The sequence below is a fragment of the Pontivivens insulae genome (genome assembly GCF_900302495.1).
GTDB lineage: Bacteria > Pseudomonadota > Alphaproteobacteria > Rhodobacterales > Rhodobacteraceae > Pontivivens > Pontivivens insulae.
Genome location: NZ_OMKW01000002.1, coordinates 288,306 through 306,981 on the forward strand (window position 1 = coordinate 288,306; position 18,676 = coordinate 306,981).

16 protein-coding genes and 1 tRNA gene are annotated in these 18,676 nt (G+C 60.9%); 13 read left to right on the forward strand and 4 right to left on the reverse strand.

Going from position 1 to position 18,676, the window contains the following annotated elements; all coding sequences use genetic code 11:
* The first annotated feature begins 19 nt into the window (after nucleotides 1-19).
* From POI8812_RS06760 to POI8812_RS06770, 3 genes are read left to right on the forward strand one after another with little or no spacing between them, the layout of a single operon-like run.
* Nucleotides 20-1,828 (forward strand): sensor histidine kinase, encoded by a 1,809-nt coding sequence (locus POI8812_RS06760; RefSeq protein ID WP_162844942.1) that lies wholly within the window; start codon nucleotides 20-22, stop codon nucleotides 1,826-1,828.
* Nucleotides 1,829-1,858: 30 nt separating this feature from the next.
* On the forward strand, nucleotides 1,859-3,193 hold the full coding sequence (locus POI8812_RS06765) for a sigma-54-dependent transcriptional regulator (RefSeq protein ID WP_211310400.1): 1,335 nt from the start codon (nucleotides 1,859-1,861) through the stop codon (nucleotides 3,191-3,193).
* A 13-nt stretch (nucleotides 3,194-3,206) separates the two neighbouring features.
* The gene (locus POI8812_RS06770) at nucleotides 3,207-4,208 is read left to right on the forward strand and encodes a DctP family TRAP transporter solute-binding subunit (RefSeq protein WP_108781798.1); all 1,002 of its coding nucleotides are present in this window, start codon (nucleotides 3,207-3,209) and stop codon (nucleotides 4,206-4,208) included.
* 14 nt (nucleotides 4,209-4,222) lie between these two features.
* Here the strand turns inward: POI8812_RS06770 and POI8812_RS06775 are convergent, their stop codons facing one another.
* On the reverse strand, nucleotides 4,223-5,146 hold the full coding sequence (locus POI8812_RS06775) for a LysR family transcriptional regulator (protein WP_108781799.1): 924 nt from the start codon (nucleotides 5,144-5,146) through the stop codon (nucleotides 4,223-4,225).
* 133 nt (nucleotides 5,147-5,279) lie between these two features.
* Between POI8812_RS06775 and POI8812_RS06780 the strand changes: the two genes are divergently transcribed.
* On the forward strand, nucleotides 5,280-5,477 hold the full coding sequence (locus POI8812_RS06780; protein ID WP_108781800.1) for a hypothetical protein: 198 nt from the start codon (nucleotides 5,280-5,282) through the stop codon (nucleotides 5,475-5,477).
* A 72-nt stretch (nucleotides 5,478-5,549) separates the two neighbouring features.
* The gene (locus tag POI8812_RS06785; protein WP_108781801.1) at nucleotides 5,550-6,140 is read left to right on the forward strand and encodes a YqaA family protein; all 591 of its coding nucleotides are present in this window, start codon (nucleotides 5,550-5,552) and stop codon (nucleotides 6,138-6,140) included.
* 2 nt (nucleotides 6,141-6,142) lie between these two features.
* On the opposite strand, the gene POI8812_RS06790 is transcribed toward POI8812_RS06785, so the two are convergent.
* On the reverse strand, nucleotides 6,143-8,080 hold the full coding sequence (locus POI8812_RS06790; RefSeq protein WP_108781802.1) for a cation:proton antiporter domain-containing protein: 1,938 nt from the start codon (nucleotides 8,078-8,080) through the stop codon (nucleotides 6,143-6,145).
* 221 nt (nucleotides 8,081-8,301) lie between these two features.
* Here POI8812_RS06790 and POI8812_RS06795 point away from each other — a divergent pair, with 221 nt between their 5' ends.
* Nucleotides 8,302-8,913, forward strand: a complete 612-nt coding sequence (locus tag POI8812_RS06795) for a response regulator transcription factor (RefSeq protein WP_108781803.1) — start codon at nucleotides 8,302-8,304, stop codon at nucleotides 8,911-8,913.
* Here the strand turns inward: POI8812_RS06795 and POI8812_RS06800 are convergent.
* The gene (locus POI8812_RS06800; RefSeq protein ID WP_108781804.1) at nucleotides 8,910-9,998 is read right to left on the reverse strand and encodes a zinc ABC transporter substrate-binding protein; all 1,089 of its coding nucleotides are present in this window, start codon (nucleotides 9,996-9,998) and stop codon (nucleotides 8,910-8,912) included. The genes POI8812_RS06795 and POI8812_RS06800 overlap by 4 nt on opposite strands.
* Before the next feature lie 93 nt (nucleotides 9,999-10,091).
* On the opposite strand from POI8812_RS06800, the gene POI8812_RS06805 reads away from it, so the two are divergent.
* From POI8812_RS06805 to POI8812_RS06815, 3 genes are read left to right on the forward strand one after another with little or no spacing between them, the layout of a single operon-like run.
* Nucleotides 10,092-10,568: a transcriptional repressor gene (locus POI8812_RS06805; RefSeq protein WP_108781805.1), complete on the forward strand. Its 477-nt coding sequence runs from the start codon at nucleotides 10,092-10,094 to the stop codon at nucleotides 10,566-10,568.
* Nucleotides 10,565-11,314 carry an ATP-binding cassette domain-containing protein gene (locus POI8812_RS06810; protein ID WP_108781806.1) on the forward strand — a complete coding sequence of 250 codons (750 nt, stop codon included), beginning with the start codon at nucleotides 10,565-10,567 and terminating at the stop codon, nucleotides 11,312-11,314. Before POI8812_RS06805 ends, POI8812_RS06810 begins: the two co-directional genes overlap by 4 nt.
* Complete coding sequence (locus tag POI8812_RS06815; protein ID WP_108781807.1) at nucleotides 11,311-12,117, forward strand: metal ABC transporter permease; 807 nt, start codon at nucleotides 11,311-11,313, stop codon at nucleotides 12,115-12,117. The genes POI8812_RS06810 and POI8812_RS06815 overlap by 4 nt, the downstream gene beginning before the upstream one ends.
* Nucleotides 12,118-12,154: 37 nt before the next feature.
* Here the strand turns inward: POI8812_RS06815 and POI8812_RS06820 are convergent.
* Nucleotides 12,155-12,228 (reverse strand) — tRNA-Cys (locus POI8812_RS06820).
* A 143-nt stretch (nucleotides 12,229-12,371) separates the two neighbouring features.
* Here POI8812_RS06820 and POI8812_RS06825 point away from each other — a divergent pair.
* From POI8812_RS06825 to POI8812_RS06845, 4 genes are all read left to right on the forward strand, one after another.
* Complete coding sequence (locus tag POI8812_RS06825; protein ID WP_108781808.1) at nucleotides 12,372-13,025, forward strand: protein-L-isoaspartate O-methyltransferase family protein; 654 nt, start codon at nucleotides 12,372-12,374, stop codon at nucleotides 13,023-13,025.
* A gap of 64 nt (nucleotides 13,026-13,089) precedes the next feature.
* On the forward strand, nucleotides 13,090-14,496 hold the full coding sequence (locus POI8812_RS06830; RefSeq protein WP_108781809.1) for a TolC family outer membrane protein: 1,407 nt from the start codon (nucleotides 13,090-13,092) through the stop codon (nucleotides 14,494-14,496).
* A 9-nt stretch (nucleotides 14,497-14,505) separates the two neighbouring features.
* Nucleotides 14,506-15,510, forward strand: a complete 1,005-nt coding sequence (locus POI8812_RS17650) for a hypothetical protein (RefSeq protein ID WP_162844943.1) — start codon at nucleotides 14,506-14,508, stop codon at nucleotides 15,508-15,510.
* 62 nt (nucleotides 15,511-15,572) lie between these two features.
* Complete coding sequence (locus POI8812_RS06845) at nucleotides 15,573-18,647, forward strand: valine--tRNA ligase (RefSeq protein ID WP_108781812.1); 3,075 nt, start codon at nucleotides 15,573-15,575, stop codon at nucleotides 18,645-18,647.
* The last annotated feature ends 29 nt before the right edge of the window (nucleotides 18,648-18,676 follow it).

Below are 18,676 nucleotides of genomic sequence, written 5' to 3' on the forward strand. Positions count from 1 at the left end.
ACCTGAGCACATGTTCCGCTTGCGCCATCTCAAACGCAATCTTCCCCTGACACTTGGGCTGCTCACCCTTGTCGCAGTGCTCTCAATCGCGACGTTCAAGGCGGCGGAACGCTATTTCTTCGAACGCTTGGCAGAGCGGGCGGAGACATCCATCGCGCTACAACGGGAAAACCTGAACGGCTGGCTGGGCCGGTTCCGTGCGTTGCCATCCGTTTTCGCACGCCATCCCGATCTGTCCCGTGCGTTGCGTTATCCCGACGATTTCGAGTTGCGCGACCGGGTGAGTTTGCTGCTGGAGCGTTGGAGCTTTGCGACGGGTGCGCAAGAGAGCTTTTTGGTCAATCTCGACGGGCAGGTCATCGCGTCGTCGGACTGGTCGGACAGGGATACTCTTCTCAACCGCAATGTCAGTGGTACGCCTCAGCATATGGAGGCGCTACAGGGGCGTCTCGGTCGTCAGTTCGACTATGGCGATGCTGACGGTCAGGGTGAGCGGGCCTACCAGTTCAGTTTCCCCGTACGTATTGGAACCGGCGTTGCAGGCGTCATCGTCGTGCGTGCCGACATTGATCGCCTGGAAGAGGAGATGCGGCTCAGCCCCGATGAGGTCTTCGTCACAGATCGCGACGGGGTGGTCGTGCTGTCCGGGCAGCCCGCCTTGCGCCTGACCAGCCTCGCGGACGATGCACGTTTTCCTGTGACACCGGTGGCGAACCTCTCGGATGGCCCGTTATCCGCGTGGGAGCTGGTGACCGGGCCGGCAGATCGCTCTGACAGCGCGCCACGGGAATTCATGCATGTCGCGGTGCCCATCGCGACCGAAGGGTGGCGGCTGCATCTTTTGGCCCAGACTGGAACCGCCCGCACACAAGCTGTGCTTGCCATGATCGGTGCGGTGCTTGTGATGCTTGTGCTGGGCTTGGTCGTGGCTCTGATCCTGATGCGGCGTCGGACCTTGCTGCAGAGGCTCACCGCGCGGGAGCGTGAAGGCAGGCTGCTCGAACAGAAGGTATCGGCCCGTACGGCGGCGCTGAAAACAGCAAATCAACGGCTGGAACAGGAGGTGCGTGACAGAACCGCAGCGGAGGCGGAACTGCGCCGAACCCAAGCCGAGATGGTTCAGGTCGGCAAGATGGCAGTCTTGGGACAGATGAGCACCGCGCTGAGCCATGAGTTCAACCAGCCCCTCACCGCGATCCGCTCCTACGCAGAAAACGCCGACGCGTTTATCGAGCGGGACCTGCCCGTAAAAGCGCGGGAAAACCTGTCCAGGATCCAGCGACTGACCGCGCGCATGGCGCAGCTTTCGCGCAGCCTTGCAAATTTCGCGCGCAAACCCGGCGAAGGGTTGGAGGATACCAGCGTCGCGAAGGTGGTTGAGGAGGCGCTCGGTCTTCTCGAAGCGCGTCTGGATCGGGCGGGGGTCACGGTCGAGTTGGGGGGCGATTTTGCAAATGCTGTTGCGCGCGCCGGGGACATTCGATTGCAGCACGTGCTGATGAACCTGATCGGAAACGCACTGGACGCGACAGAGGGGCAAGACGGTGCACGGATCTGGCTCGATGTTGAGCAGACCGCCCAATCGGTGATCCTGCGCGTAAGCGACAATGGCCCCGGTGTGCCCGAGCAATTGCGCGCACAGGTCTTTGATCCCTTTTACACCACGAAAGATGTTGGCCGTGGGATTGGGCTGGGCCTTTCGATTACATTCAACATTGTGACGGATTTCGGGGGCACGATCCGCGTCGATGATGGCCCCGAAGGTGGGGCGATGTTTGTCGTCACTCTTGATCGCGCTCGGCCGCTCGCCGATGTTGCCGCGCAGTGAGTGGCGCAGGATGAAGGAGCAGGGCGCATCATGACGGAACGGGTGATTCTGGTCGATGATGAGGCCGAAGTGCGCGAGGCCGTTTCGCAATCGCTGGAGCTTGCCGGTTTCAGCGTAGAGCCGGTGGCCGGTGCGGCACGTGCTCTGGAACTTGTTGGTCCCGATTTTGCAGGTGTGATTGTCAGTGACATCCGCATGCCGCGCATGGACGGGATGGAGTTTCTGTCCCGCTTGCAAGAGCGTGATCCCGATTTGCCGGTGATCCTGATCACGGGTCACGGGGACGTCCCGCTTGCGGTTGAGGCGATGCGGGCAGGGGCGCTCGATTTCGTTGAGAAACCCTTTGAGACTGCGCGACTTGTCGAGGCCGTGGAGCGGGGCCTTCACCACCGGCGTCTGGTGCTGGAAAACCGCGAAATGCGCAGGACACTCGAAAATCGTGACCGGCTCGAAAGCCTGATGGTGGGACGCGCACCCTCGATTGTCAGTTTGCGCCAGCAGATCAGGACGATTGCGGGCAGCCCCGCAGATGTGCTGATCACCGGGCAGACCGGGACAGGGAAAGAGATCGCGGCGCGCGGCCTGCATATGCTGTCAGAACGCGGGGATCGCCCGCTTGTTGCCATCAACATGGCAGCACTTCCCGCGTCTCTGATTGAAAGCGAGCTTTTTGGACATGAGGCGGGTGCGTTTCCCGGTGCGCTCAAGCAACGCTTTGGCAAGTTTGAACATGCGCGTGGCGGCACGGTATTCCTCGATGAGATCGACGCGCTGCCCCTCGATCTGCAAGCGAAGCTGTTGCGCGTGATTGAGGAGCGTTCGGTTGTGCGCGTCGGTTCGAATGATCCGATCCGCCTTGACGTCCGGTTTATCGCGGCGTCGAAAGCTGATCTTGCCGCACGGGTGGCCGAGGGCACGTTCCGCGCGGATCTCTACTACCGACTGGCCGTGGTGTCCCTGACCATCCCGCCCTTGGCGGAGCGCATTGAAGATGTGCCGCGCCTGTTTCAGCATCTCGTCAATCAGGCGGCGCTGCGGCACCGGCGACCCGTTGCGGAGGTTCCGACGGCTCTGTTCGCTGAGCTTGCGGGGCGGGATTGGCCGGGCAATGTCCGCGAATTGCGAAATGCCGCGGATCGTTTCGTCCTGGGTCTTGCCCCATCGGATCCTGCGACAGAACAACCAGCGACAGAGCTGCCCCGCCGCGTGGAACGGTTCGAGCGTGCTGCGATCGCGGCTGAGCTGGCCGGGCAGGGCGGCAATGTAAAGGCGACCTACGAGGCGTTGGGGATCAGCCGCAAGACGCTCTATGAAAAGATGGTGAAATACGAACTGGACCGCGCGCGTTTCGCGCGGGATGGATAGGAGTTGTGATCGGATGACTGGGTTTCGCTACGCACTGGTGCTTGTACCCACCGTCCTGTTCGCATCGTCTGCCTTGGCCGACTGTGATCCGGGTGAGATGGTCATCAAGTTCAGCCATGTCACAAATGCGGACAATCACCCCAAGGGCATCGCGGCCGATCTGCTGATGCAGCGCGTCAATGACGAGATGGACGGGCAGGCCTGTATGGAGGTCTATCCGGCCAGCGCGCTTTACACCGACGATCAGGTGTTTGAGGCGATGTTGCAGGGCGATGTCCAGCTCGCGGCCCCGTCGCTATCGAAATTCGAGCCATTCACCCGGGTGTTTCGCATCTTCGATCTGCCGTTTCTGTTCGAGGATATAGCCGCCGTAGACGCTTTTCAGATGTCAGAGACTGGTCAGGCCATGATGACCTCAATGACTGGCCGCGGTCTGCGCGGGCTGGCGTTCTGGCACAATGGGATGAAGCAGATGTCTGCCAATGTCCCTCTGATCACGCCGGCGGATGCTGAAGGTTTGAAATTTCGCATTCAGGCCTCCGACGTGTTGACCGCGCAGATCGATGCGATGGGCGCGACGTCCCAGCCGACCGCGTTTTCAGAAGTCTATGGCGCGCTGCAGACCGGCATCGTGGACGGGCAGGAAAACACATGGTCCAATATATACGGGCAGGACATTCTGCAGTTTCAGGATGGCGTCACCGAAACCAATCACGGCATCATCGACTATCTCGTGGTCACGTCAGAGGAGTGGTGGCAGGGCCTTGATCCTGAGATGCGCACGCAGTTGGCGACGATCATCCAAGAGGTAACGGAAACGCGCAACGCGGAGGCATTCGCCGTCAATGAGGAGGCCCGGCAGGCGATCCTCGCGTCAGGCGAGACGATCCGTCAACTCACTCCGGCTCAGCGTCAAGCTTGGGTCGATACAATGCTGCCGGTCTGGGATCAGTTCGTGGATGACATCGGGCAAGAGAACATCGACGCGGCACAAGCGATCAATGCGGGGCGATAGCGTCGCTGGAGCCATTACTCCGCAACTCCAAGCGTCGCGATGTCGTCGTCACTGATTTCGTCGAGCGCCGCGCGCACATTGGCCTGAATATCCTCTGCCCCCTCCGCAATCCGGGCAAGGCTCTGCCTGAGCCGCGTGGCGAGATCTGCCGGAATATCGTCCCGCAACACTGCCCAAACGGGATAGGGAAAGACGGGTGCATCCGGGACAAGATGCAAGTCGCCCGCTGCAACACGCCGCTCGACACTGCGCGCGGGAAGATAAGCCGCCAGTCCCCGTCCAAGAATGTAGTCCGCCGCAAGCGCGCCGAGGGACAAAACGATACCTGAACCCGAAAGCCGCGGCAGATGCAGTGCATGGGCGTGCACGAACTCGGCCCCCCAATCGACCAATACGTAGTTCGTAACCTCCCCCATATCGACGACCGGGAGGTCCGAGACCATGACCAGATCTTCCTCTATCACCTTTTCGACTGAAAGACCTGGCCGCAGTTGTGGAGTGTACATCAGGGCCGCTTGCACCGTTCCCTCAATCAGAAACCGCGTCAGCCTGTCCGGCATGCCGAGTTCCGCCCGGATCATAAGGTCGCTGCGATCAGAGCGAAGCGCGTCCATCCAGGCAAATCCCAGTCGTGGCCAGAGCGAGTATTGAGCGCCCAGCGTCACGGATTGTGTGAAGCTTTCGGGAATGCCGATTTGTTGCTGCGCTTCCGCCCAGATCTTTGTCAACGACAGCGCGTAGGTTTCAAAGCGTAGACCGGCCGGCGTCAACTCCGCCCCAGCCCGAGAGCGGATGAACAAAGGCTGGCCAAGGCTTGCCTCGAGGCGTTGCACACGCAGGCTTACAGCCGATTGTGTCACAAACAGACGATCTGCCGCGGCAATGAAGGAACCTGTTGCAGCAACCTCCAGAAAGGTGCGGATCAGTGCATTATCCATGAGAAAAACTCGCTTTAAACATATTTCTTATTTGTTTTTCTTGACTAAAGGAAGCGGCTATCTGTCTCCACATCGAAAGGCGGATCGGTTCCGCCTCCGCCGCTGAGGCGGTTCAAAGTGAAGGACTGCTAGGATGATCAAATTTGCCTCTATGAAGGGTGCCGCACTCGCACTTGTCTTGGCTCTGGGCGCTTGCAGCGCAGAACAGGTCGTGGACAACACGGTCGATGGTACGCTTTTCGTCGGTGAAACCGCCGTGCGTGGCGCGGTCGGTGTTGGCAAACTGGCAGTGCGTGGAACCGGTGCAGCAATCGGCGCACTGACCGACTAAGAGATCAGACGACGATGGAGGGACAGGACAGCGGCGAAGGGAACTTCGCCGCTGTTTTCGTGTTGTAGCTTCATGTCAGAAATTGCCACCAAAGCCCTGCACTGGACCCGCCATCTCACCGATGAAGGGACCGGTCGGCGCAAGCTGGCGCTGGCCTCGTTCCTCGAAAGCACGATTGTTCCCATCCCGCTGGAAATCTTGGTGGCGCCTTTGATGGTCGCAAACCCAAAGCGGGCATGGTCTATTGCGGTCGTCATCTGGCTGGGATGCCTCGTCGGAGCAACCCTGTTCTACGCACTGGGTGCTCTGCTCTACGAGCCATTCATTGCGCCGCTGCTCACGTGGCTAGGGCTGGCCGAGGCACTTGCAGGTATGGAAGCACGGTTGAGCGAGCGGGGGGCCTTCGTGGCGCTGTTTCTTGTCTCGGTCACGCCCGTGCCATTTCAGATCGCAACACTCGGAGCCGGGGCCTTTGGGGTCAATTTCTTCATATTCATTGCCGCAATCGCGAGCTCACGCGGCTTGCGCTATTTCGGTCTCGCCCTGCTGGCGCGCCTGCTCGGCGACAGGTTGACTGAAGCACTGTCCAAACCGCTCTGGAAGGTGAGCGCGGCAATTGGTGGCCTCGCCGTTCTTTGGGCGGCGTGGTATTTCGCCTCTTAACTCTAACTGTCCTCGGTCAATCCTCGGATCGCCGACATCCGCGCATTCAACCGGTCCTGGATCGGTCCACGCACCTCGCGAACCCGCTCGACATAGGCTGTGTTTTCTGTGGCCGGAATGTCGGGGTCATAGACGTCGGCCACCGAAATCATCACCTCGCGATCATGCTCGGTAAAGGCATCGGCCATCTGTTGTGCGTGATGCGGGTCGATGCCCAATGCCTCGAACGCAGAGCGCCCCATGCGGACAGAGCTGTCGTAGGTCTCGCGAATAATGTCCCGGCAGCCAGCAGCCCAAAGCTCGTAGACGTGATGCCGGTTCACGGCACGTGCCATCACATGAACATGCGGGTGGTTTGCTTTGACATAGCGCACCAGCTCTGTGATCTGCTCCTGCCCATCAATTGCGATCACCAGCAGTTTGGCGTTGTCGATGCCAGCCGCATGCAGAAGGTCCGGACGGGTTGCATCTCCGAAATAGGCCTGCACCCCAAAGACCCGCATATTGTCGAGTTGGCGTGACGAATAATCGATCACCGTTGTGGAATATCCCGCGGCAGACAGCATGCGATCAACGATGCCGCCGATCCGGCCCATCCCGGCAATGATGATCTTGCTGTCTTCGGGCATTTCATCGGCTTCACGCTCTTCGCCCTGATCGAACCGGGGCGCAATGACCCGGTCATAGAGGATGAAGAGTGCGGGTGTGAGCAGCATGGACAGAGCCACCACGAGCAACAGCCGATCTGCGATCTCCGTCGGCAACACCGCATTGGCGGTGGCGAATGACAAAAGCACGAAGCCAAATTCACCAGCCTGTGCCAGTCCCAACGCCATCAACCAGCGATCACTGCCACGCGGCCCGAACACGATCGAGAGCGCAAAAAGGACGCCTGCCTTCAGCGCGATCAGCCCCAATGTTAGACCGACAATCAACGCGAGGTTCTCGAACAGGAGCGCAAAGTTGATGCCTGCGCCAACTGTCATGAAGAACAATCCAAGCAGCAGCCCCTTGAACGGATCAATGTCCGATTCCAGTTCGTGGCGATATTCGCTGTTGGCCAGGACGACCCCGGCCAGGAACGTGCCCAGTGCCGGCGACAGCCCGACCAGTGTCATCAAAAGTGCGATGCCGATGACCATCAGAAGGGCCGCAGCAGTGAAGAGTTCGCGCAGCTGCGCCCCTGCGATGAAGCGGAACATGGGCCGCGTCAGATAGATCCCGCCCAGCACGACGGCGGCGATTGCAAAGACGTTCACAAGCGCCACCTGCCAGGTTGCCAGACCTGCGACGAGGCTCATCCCACTTCCGTGGTCGCCTCCACCATGCCCGTCATCATGATGCTCGGCATCACCATGGGCGGCCTCGCCGTGACCTCCGGCGCCATGTCCCGCGTCCGCGCCATGGCCGGCTAGATCGGCCAGTTCCGGCATCGCAAGCAGGGGCAGCAGGGCAAGCATCGGAATGACGGCGATATCCTGTGACAGAAGCACCGAAAAGCTCGACTGCCCCCCATCGCTTTTCATCAGACCCTTTTCATTGAGTGTCTGCAAAACGATGGCAGTCGAGGACATGGCCAGCACCAGTCCAATGGCCAACGCGACAGTCCACGGTTGGCCAAATATCATTGCCACACCCATGACGGCGAGCGTTGTCAGGCCGATCTGTCCGCCCCCTAACCCCATCAGCCGCGCGCGCATTTGCCAAAGCACCTTCGGCTCTAGCTCCAGCCCGACGAGAAACAGCATCATTACCACGCCAAATTCGGCAAAATGCTGGATCGAGATCACGTCGACGCCCAACAATGACAGGGCAGGGCTGATGACGATCCCGGCAATCAGATACCCCAGAACTGACCCCAGCCCCAGCCGCGTGGCGATGGGAACTGCGATCACCCCGGCCACGAGGAAGATGAAGGCAAGCAATAGAAAGTCGGTCATGGATCGGTCCTGAAGCGTGGTGCTTTGCCACCATTGCCTGATCCGGGAAGGGGGGAAAGCGAAACTTTAGGACATCTCCCTGCAATGGCTAAGGGGTCCACGCTCACGTCCACCTGCTGTAACAGTTCCATTGCAACTCAATTAGGGGTGGAGCAGATCGGCTTTCCCTGCATACTGACAAGCTATTAACCAATCTGCATCGTGCTTCGTGGGGGAGCTTCATGCCAACCATTCTGATCGCCGACGACCATGACCTGGTCCGCGATACACTGGCTGCCTATCTCGCGAACACAGATGGGTTCGAGGTTCTGTCGGTTGCCTCCATGGGGGCTGCGAGCGATCATTTGCGCAGGGATGGCTCAATCGATTTGGTGCTTCTCGACTATAATATGCCGGGCATGGACGGCCTAAACGGCTTGCGTGATGCCTGTCGTGCGCATCGGGACACGAAATTTGCAATAATGTCCGGTGCGGCCTCTCCGAAAGTCGCCTCGGATGCGATCAAGATCGGCGCACAGGGCTTTTTCCCGAAGTCAGCAGGGGCCGTCGCCTTGCTTGGCGCGATCCGGCAGATGTTAGACGGTGAAACGTTCTTGCCAGATGACTATCGTGTGGCAGAGCAGGGCGGAACCGCATCCTACAGGGGGCTATCGCCCCGCGAGATGGAAACGCTGGGGCATCTGGCGCAGGGCTTGTCAAACAAGGAGATCGCGCGGGAGATGGACCTGCGCGAGGTTACCGTCAAGCTTCACGTTAAGAACATTCTCGCAAAGCTCGACTGTGGCAACCGCACACAGGCCGCGCTGTTGGCGAAGGAAGAAGGCGCGATTTAGCCGTCTTCGCTGAGGCACTCGACCAGAGCGTTGGCAAGGTCATTCAACATTCCGAGATAGAGCGCACCACCCTCAGCCTGAGCAGACCCGATTGGATCGAGCACCGCCGTACGCACCTCTGTGCCTTCAATCACTGTATCAACCATCCGCGAGCTGAACTGAGGCTCCGCAAAGGCGCAGACGATGTTTTCGGCGCGTACGACGTTCTGGATTTCGTTGATCTGGGCAGGGCCCGGCGGGGTCGCATCACCAATCGCTAGAACCGCACGGGCGCTGATGCCAAACGTGTCTTCGAAGTACTGGTACGCGTCGTGGAACACGAGATAATCCTGCTCACTGACAGTGGCCACTTGTGAGCGAATGGAAGCTGTTGCGGCCTCAATCTCAGTTATCGCAGCAGTAGCGTTCGCTTGGTAGAGCGCGGCATTATCCGGGTCGAGCTCTGACAATTCTGCAGCGATCGCACCAAGCCAATAAACCGCATTGTCGGGCGCAAGCCACGCATGCGGATCATTTGGCCCGTGGTCGTGACCCTCATGACCTGCATGGTCATCGTCATGATCATCATGATCGTCGTGACCATGCGCGTCGTGGTCATCGTGGCCGTGATTGTCGTGCGCATCGTCTTCATGGGCATGCTCTTCATGATCGTCGTGCCCGTGCCCATCATGCCCGTGCTCATCATGAGCATGCTCGTCATGACCGTGTTCCTCGGTCTCGTCGTGACCCGCCTCCGCGAAGTCCTCAAGATCCCGCGCTTCAAGCACACGGGTGCCCGCAAGATCGAGTAACGCGACATGATGCGCATTGCCCGCCAGTGCTTCCAAGGGATCCGCAAGCCAAGGTGTCAGACCTTCACCGATCCAAAGGACCAAGTCGGCTTCCTGCAGCGCCACCGCCTGCGACGGACGCAGTGAGAACGAATGTGGAGAGGCTTCCCCATCAACCAGAACGGCGGGCGCACCGACCCCCTCCATGACCTGCGATACGAGGCTGTGGACGGGCAGAATGTCCGTAACCACGTTCGGAACATCGGCAGCAGCGGGCAGGGCAGTCAGCGTCATGACGGGCAAATAGCGGAACATCGGGCAAGTATACTTGGGGTTAGGTTCGGACGGCTTGATAGATGTTATATAATATCATATCAACCCACATTCAGACACAGAGGTTGAGTTCTGATGATCGGATTTGAGAGCCACGACCACCATCACTGCCGGGCAGATTGCGTTGCGCGGGCCGAGGCGCATTGCGCCAGCAAGGGTGTGAACTTTACACCTATTCGGCGTCGTGTCCTTGAGATCCTGCTGGATGGGCACCGTGCAATGGGCGCCTATGACATCCTGGACGTCTTGAGGACAGAGGGCCAACGCGCCCAACCCCCCGTCGCCTATCGTGCGCTCGAGTTTCTGGTGGCGCATGGGCTGGCGCATAAGATCGAGAAGATGAACGCCTTTGTCGCCTGCAGCCATCCGGGCATCGACCACGATCCTGCCTTCCTGATCTGCCGGAAATGCGACTCTGTTGCTGAGGCGACGACGACCCCGGCACAAGGAGAGCTTGACGAGGTGGCGCGAAAGGCGGGGTTCACGATTGAACGAGCTGTGTTAGAGGCAGAGGGCGTGTGTCCGAATTGCACGGAAGGGACAACTGAATGAGCCTGATCTCCGTTCGCGATCTGTCAGTGACGCTGGGACATTCCCGTATTTTGCACGACATCAACCTGACCCTCGATCCCGGAGAGATCGTGACGCTGGTCGGGCCAAATGGCTCGGGTAAGTCCACTTTGGTGCGTGCTGTTATCGGCGCAGTTCAGTCGACACGCGGCCAGATCATTCGGCGGCCGGGGCTGCGCATCGGTTATGTTCCGCAAAAACTGCATATCGATCCGACATTGCCGTTGACTGTCATGCGGTTTCTGAACCTTCCCAAACGGGTGTCCACAGTCCGTGCGGAACAGGCCCTTGCACAAGCAGGTGTCGAAGCGGTCGCCAGGCGACAGATGGCCGACTTGTCGGGCGGGCAGCTGCAACGGGTTCTTTTGGCGCGTGCGCTGCTTGATGAGCCTGAGCTGTTGATTCTTGATGAGGCGACGCAAGGGCTCGATCAACCGGGCTCTGCAGCGTTCTATCAACAGATCGAGACGGTGCGCTCCGAGCTTGGCTGCGGCGTGTTGATGGTCAGCCATGAGCTGCATGTTGTGATGGCCGCATCTGACCGTGTGATCTGCCTCAACGGTCATGTGTGTTGCGAGGGCGCGCCAGAGCATGTCGCCTCTGCACCAGCTTACCGCGCGCTTTTCGGCACCGGAACGCAGGGCGCGCTCGCCCTTTATCGCCACCAGCATGACCATGCCCACGATGACGAGTGCGAACATGACCACGCACATGAGGCGGCCGAATGAGCTTTCTTGACGACTTTCTCGTACGGACGGTGCTGGCCTCTGTCGGGGTGGCGTTGGCCGCGGCGCCGTTGGGATGCTTTGTGGTCTGGCGCCGCATGGCCTACTTTTCGGACGCGACGGCCCATGCTGCCATTCTTGGCGTGGCGATCGCCCTTGCCTTTGACCTGTCGATCTTTGCGGGGGTGCTTGCCGTTTCCCTCGCGATGGCTCTCTCGGTCTCAAGCCTGACGGGGCGTGGACAGGCGGTGGATACAGTGCTCGGTGTTGCTGCACATTCCGCCCTGGCACTTGGTCTCGTCGCAGCCTCGCTACTGACGGACAATCGGTTTGATCTGACCACATATCTCTTTGGCGATGTCCTCGCCGTCTCGAAAGGAGAACTGGGCTGGATCTGGGGCGGAGCAGTGCTCGTTTCACTCCTGTTGCTGTGGCGATGGAATGCGCTGCTACTGTCGACGCTGAACCCCGATTTGGCCCATGCGAGTGGAGTCGACCCCAGACGCGAGCAAATGATCCTGACGCTGGCTCTGGCCGTGACGGTCGCCGTGGCGATCAAGGTCATCGGCGCGCTTTTGATCGGCGCCATGTTGATCATCCCCGCAGCAACAGCGCGCCCACTTGCCAGAACACCGGAAAGCATGATGGTTATCGCCGCCCTGTTTGGCGTCGCCGCCGCCATCGGAGGATTCTCGCTGTCATTCGAGCTCGACACTCAAACAGGCCCGACGATCGTATCCGTCGCTGCAATCCTCTTCGCAGCCGTCAGCGTCACAGCGCTCATAGGTCGCCGTGTGAAGCGCTGACAATGCCATTTTCTCGGATTGAATTGGTTGGGAAGGTTGGAGGCGAGTACCGGAATCGAACCGGTGTACACGGATTTGCAATCCGCTGCGTCACCACTCCGCCAACTCGCCGCCGGTGGTGGTGAGGTGTCGATACCTAAACTCGGCGGGGGCGTCCAGACGTATTCGCAATCTGTTGCCTGTCCCAATCCCCTGTGGCAATACCAGCGAAAGACAAGGGTGCCCCGCGCACCCTCTTGCGCCAGGAGTAGACCATGACCGATTTCGCCGCTGCCCGCACTGCGATGGTGGATTGTCAGATCAGGCCGTCGGACGTGACGCGCTTTCCCATCATCAAAGCGATGCTCAGCATTCCGCGTGAGGAATATTTGCCGTCATCCGCCCGCGACGTCGCCTATATGGGCGAGCATGTGGAGATTGCGCGCGGTCGCGTCTGCCTTGACCCACGGGTTTTGGCCAAGATGATTGACGCGCTGGCGATCCAGTCCACGGATCTGGTGCTCGATATCGGGGCAGGCCTTGGCTACTCGACGGCCGTGCTTGCCGATATTGCACAAGTCGCGATCGGGCTGGAACAGGATGAGGCGCTGGCCAATGAAGCCTCCGCGACGCTCGCGGCGCAAGGGGTCGACAACGCCGTGATCGAGACCGCCACGATGACGGACGGTGCGCCGGCCCACGGGCCATATGACTGCATCATCGTGCAAGGCGCAGTCGAAGAGATGCCCGACACCATCGGAGGTCAGTTGCGCGCCGATGGACGCATCGTCGCGATCTTTATGGACGGCGCCCTCGGGACCGTGAAAATCGGCACGAAAGGGGCGGCGGGCATCAGCTGGCGGCGTATTTTTGATGCAACGGCACCGATTTTACCGGGTTTCGCAAAAGAAAAAGCGTTTGTGTTCTGATTATTGATGGGGTTCTCTCCTATATGAGAACGCGGATCACGTAAACTTTGCATCGAGGCTTCCCATGCGCGCCCTGAAAGGCCACCTGAAAACGACACTCTCCGCGATTGCTTTGACGATCGGGCTCGGGGGGGCGGCATCCGCTGAAACGCTGACCGATACGCTGGTTATGGCCTATAACAACAGCCCGGCGCTCGACGTGGCGCGCGCGGCATTGCGGGCAATTGATGAGGGCGTGCCGCAGGCGCGGTCGGGGTTGCGCCCAAACCTCAGCGCGTCGGCTTCCGCCACGCTGACCACCTCGAACGACCGTTTTTTTGCCGGATCGCGGGATATTGGTGATCAGGAATCGTTGGGCATTTCGGGCAGCTGGACAATTTTTGACGGTGGGGCGACGGATGCGTCGGTGAACGCAGCGCTGGCAAACGTAAATGCGCAGCGGGCTCAGCTGCTCGCATCCGAGCAGACGGTATTGCTCGATGCGGTGACCGCCTATCTCGACGTGCGGCGGGACCTTCGCTTTGTGTCGCTGGGTGCGAACAACGTCCGCGTGATCAATCGACAGCTCGACGCGGCTGAAGATCGCTTCGAAGTGGGTGAGGTGACACGGACCGACGTGGCGCAAGCCCGCGCCCGTCTTGCAGCAGCGCGATCCAGCCTCGTAGCGAACCAGGGTGCACTGGATCGCTCGCGTGAGGCTTATCTGGCTGCCGTCGGCGTGGCGCCGTCTGATCTTGCACCTCCACCGCCTTTGCCGGAATTGCCGGAGAGTCAGGCCGCGGCAGAGGCGATGGCGATGAGCACCCATCCGCTGCTGGCGACACGTCAGGCACAGGTGCGCGCCGCGGAATATGCTGTGGATCGTGCACGGGCTGCGTTCCGCCCGTCAGTTGCCCTGAACGGCGGGGCGACCTTGGGCAACACGTTTGATTCGCGTCAGGGGCAGGGCCAGGTGTCCACCCGTCAGACGCAGGTTGGGGCGAGTGTCAGCCTGCCGCTCTATCGCGGTGGCGCGCTGAGCAGCGCGGTCCGTCAGGCCGTCGCACAGCAGGAGCAGGCGCAAGCCTCTTTGCAGGATGCCGGGCGGCAGATTCGTCAGTCGGTTGGTCTGGCCTGGGCAAACTTGCGGGTCGCGCGGGCCTCGATTACGTCCAGCCGTCAGCAGATTACGGCCGCGCGCGTCGCCTTTGAAGGCATTGTGGAAGAAGCACGATTGGGCGCCAGAACGACGCTCGACGTCCTGGACACGGAACAGGAACTGCTGAATGCGCAATCGAGCCTGGTCGCCGCGCAGCGTGACGAGGCGGTCGCAGCCTATTCATTGCTTTCGGCGATGGGGCTGCTGACGGTTGATCATTTGGGACTTCCCGTGGATCAATATGATCCAGCCGCATATTTCGATGCGGTTGAAGATGGGCCTTTCGCCCGCGACAGGCAGGAAGTGCTCAATCGCATTCTCGGCCGCTACTAGGGAAAACCGATGCCGAATGACGATCCACGCAGCGTCGAAGATGTTCTGGCCGCCATTCGTGCACGCGTAAAGGCGGAGGAGGCGGGGCTTGCCGCCACTCCGGCAGACGAGGAAGCGCCGCTCGAACTCGACGGTTCGATGCGGGTCGCTGAGGATGACCCGGCGCCCGCCCCCTTGCAGGTCGATCCCGAGCCGGCGCCCGTTGATGAGGAGCCGCTGGACCTGACCTCTGACCTGCGTGTTGAGACGGATGCCCCGCTGGAACTTGGTGCGTCCATGCGGGTGCCAACGGAAGAACCGCTCGAACTTGGGGAGGCGCTGCGGGTGCGCGATGACGCGTCCCCTGAGATGGAGGAGGTGCCCGAGGCGCCCTTCAGCCAGGTTGAGACACCGCCTGCGGAACCGACAGTGACCCAGCTCTTTGCGTCCGCTGAAGAGGCGGGCGAGACCGGGGAAGACGTCTTGGCCGATACATCCTTGCTTGCAGGGGTAGATGAGATGCCTGAGCCTGAGCCTGAGCCTGAGCCTGAGCCTGAGCCTGAGCCTGAGCCTGAGCCTGACTTGGCCGAAGTTTCACTCGCGGATGACCCGTTGCCGATGCCGGACCCTTCCGACGCTGCGCGCTATGACGTTTGGTCGGGTGCGGAACCGGTTGATCCCGCGATCCAGGGCTATGATGTTTGGGGCGGAAACAGTGATGGTTTGGGTGAGGAGCCGGAAGCGGTGGATTACACGCTTCCCGATCCCCAGCCGGAACCTCTTGTTGAGGCGACATCCCCACCGGCTGATATTAGTCTGATCCGTGCGCTTATTCAGGAAGAGCTGGCAAATGAGCCCGCAATCCCTGCCGCACCGGGGCTGACGACCGCGACCACGGACGACCTGCGGGAAATCGTGCGCGATGTTCTGGTTGAAGAGCTGGATGGAGAGTTGGGCCGTGCCTATGCCAAGCAGATCCGCGACCAGCTGCGCAAGGACATCAAGCGCGCCTTCAAGGATCGCGGCCTGAACTGAGCCTTTCCCTTCGCCCAAAGGCCCGCTAAACCCCTTTTCGTTACCGGATAGGGAATAAAGCCATGGCCATGGAAAAGAACTTCGACGCTGCCACCTCCGAAGCTGCGATTGCCCGCGCGTGGGAGGCTGTAGGGGCGTTTCGGGCCGGGGCCAATGCCAAGGATGGGGCCGAGAGCTTCGCCATCATGATCCCGCCACCCAATGTGACGGGCTCGCTCCATATGGGGCACGCCTTCAACAACACGTTGCAGGATATTCTGGTGCGTTGGCACCGGATGCGCGGCTTCGATACACTCTGGCAGCCGGGGCAGGACCATGCGGGCATTGCCACGCAGATGGTTGTTGAGCGCCGTCTGGCCGAGGCTGGGGAGCCGGGCCGCCGCGAACTGGGCCGCGAGAAGTTTCTTGAGAAGGTTTGGGAGTGGAAAGCCGAGTCCGGCGGCACCATCATCGAACAGCTCAAGCGCCTTGGCGCCTCCTGCGATTGGGAGCGCAATGCCTTCACCATGTCCGGCGCGCCGGGTGCGCCGGAAGGGGAGGAGGGGAATTTCCACGACGCGGTCATCAAGACCTTCGTGAAGCTCTACGAGGATGGCCTGATCTATCGCGGCAAGCGCCTCACCAATTGGGACCCGCATTTCGAGACGGCGATCTCTGACCTCGAAGTCGAGAACCGCGAAGTGCCCGGCCACATGTGGCACTTCAAATACCCGCTCGCAGGTGGTGCGACCTATGAATATGTCGAGAAGGATGAGGACGGAAACGTCACCCTGCGCGAGACGCGCGACTACATCTCCATCGCCACGACCCGGCCCGAAACGATGCTGGGCGATGGTGCGGTCGCGGTCCATCCCGATGACGCCCGCTATGCGCCCATCGTTGGCAAGCTCTGCGAAATCCCGGTCGGCCCGAAGGAAACGCGCCGCCTGATCCGGATCATCACCGACGAATACCCGGACATGAATTTCGGCTCCGGTGCGGTGAAGATCACCGGTGCCCACGACTTCAACGATTACGGCGTCGCCAAGCGCAACAACATCCCGCTCTACCGCCTGATGGATCTGAAGGCCGCGATGCGCGCCGATGGCCTGAGCTATGCCGACAGTGCGGCCAAGGCGCAGGCGATCCTCGATGGCGAGACCTTCAGCGAGGCGGAGATCGATCAGATCAACCTCGTGCCCGACGAATATCGCGGGCTGGACCGGTTCGACGCGCGCAAGAAGATCGTCGCCGCGATCACCGATGAGGGGTTGGCGGTGATGGTGACCTCCCCGGCCCCCGCGCCGGGGCCTCTGGAGGATGGCGAGATCCCGGATCAAGTCCGGGAAGAGCCCGCTCTCATCCCCCTCGTCGAAAACAAACCGATCATGCAGCCCTTCGGCGACCGCTCCGGCGTCGTGATCGAACCGATGCTGACCGATCAGTGGTTCGTGAAGGCTGATGAACTCGCCAAACCGGCCATCGAGGCCGTCCGCTCCGGCGAGACCCAAATCCTGCCCGAGCGCGACGCCAAGGTCTATTTCAACTGGATGGAAAACATCGAGCCCTGGTGCATCTCCCGCCAGCTCTGGTGGGGCCACCGCATTCCGGTTTGGTATGGGCCGAGGCTTCCAAAGGATGGGGTCATATCGTCGGACTACGATGTAAGCGAGTTCGAGCACTTCTGTGCTGCTTCGGAAGCTGAAGCTATCGCTCTTGCCCAGAAGCACTATGGGTCCGACGTTCGTGTGACGGCTGACGATGGTGAGCCACTTGGTCGGCAGAGTTCTTGGTATGGTATTAGCGCAGCCACCGAGAGTGGCGGTGGAAGGGTCGATAGCGTGACCATCCATCGAGATGGCGACGTCCTAGACACCTGGTTCTCCTCTGGCCTCTGGCCGATGGGCACGCTCGGCTGGCCGGACGAGACCGAGGAACTCGCAAAATACTACCCCACCTCCGTCCTCGTGACGGGCTTCGACATCATCTTCTTCTGGGTCGCCCGGATGATGATGATGCAAAAGCAGATGGACCCGGCAGGCCGCGCGCCCTTCCACACCGTCTATGTCCACGCGCTCGTCCGTGACGAGAAGGGGCAGAAGATGTCGAAGTCGAAGGGCAACGTGCTCGACCCGCTCGAACTGATCGACCAGTTCGGTGCGGACGCGGTGCGCTTCACGCTGACCTCCATGGCCGCCATGGGGCGGGACTTGAAACTTTCCGTCCCGCGGATCGAGGGCTACCGCAATTTCGGCACGAAGCTGTGGAACGCCACCCGCTTCGCCGAGATGAACGAGTGCAAGCCCGTGGGCCTGCCGGACGCGAAGGCCAAGGTGAACCGCTGGATCATCGCAGAGACCGCCCGCGCCAAGCTTGCGACCGACGAAGCGCTCGCCGCCTACCGCTTCAACGATGCGGCGAACGGCCTCTACGCCCATGTCTGGGGCACGGTCTGCGACTGGTATGTCGAGTTCGCAAAGCCCCTGTTGCAAGGCGATGACGAAGCGCTGAAGGCGGAGACGCAGGCGACCATGGCCTGGGCGCTCGACCAATGCCTGATCCTGCTGCACCCGATCATGCCGTTCATTACTGAAGAGCTGTGGAAGGGCATTACCGACCGCTCCGAAATGCTCGTCACCACCGATTGGCCGACCTACGGCGCGGAGCTGATCGACGCAGAGGCCGACGCCGAAATCGGCTGGATCCGCAAACTGATCGAGGAAATCCGCTCCGTCCGGGCGGAGATGAACGTGGCGGGCGGCGCCAAGACCGGCCTCGTGCTCGTGAACGCGGACGCCACCACCCGCCAACGCTTCGAGGACAACCGTGCGCTGGTCGAACGCCTCGCCCGCGTCGAAACGGTGGACTATGCCGATGCGGTGCCGCAGGGCGCTGTCACCCTCTCCATCGAAGGGGCCACGATCTGCCTGCCGCTCGCGGGCCACGTGGACGTAGCCGCTGAGGGCAAACGCCTCGAAAAAGCGCTCGCCAAACTGGAGAAGGAGGTTAAGGGCCTCACCTCCAAACTTGGCAACGAGAAGTTCCTTGCCAAAGCTCCGGCAGAGGTGATTGAGGAGCAACGCACCCGCCTCGCCGCTGCGGGCGAAGAGGCCGACAAGCTGCGTGCAGCGCAAGAGCGCGTCAAATCGCTCGGCTGACGCGGACCGCTTGAACGCAGGCCGGTGGC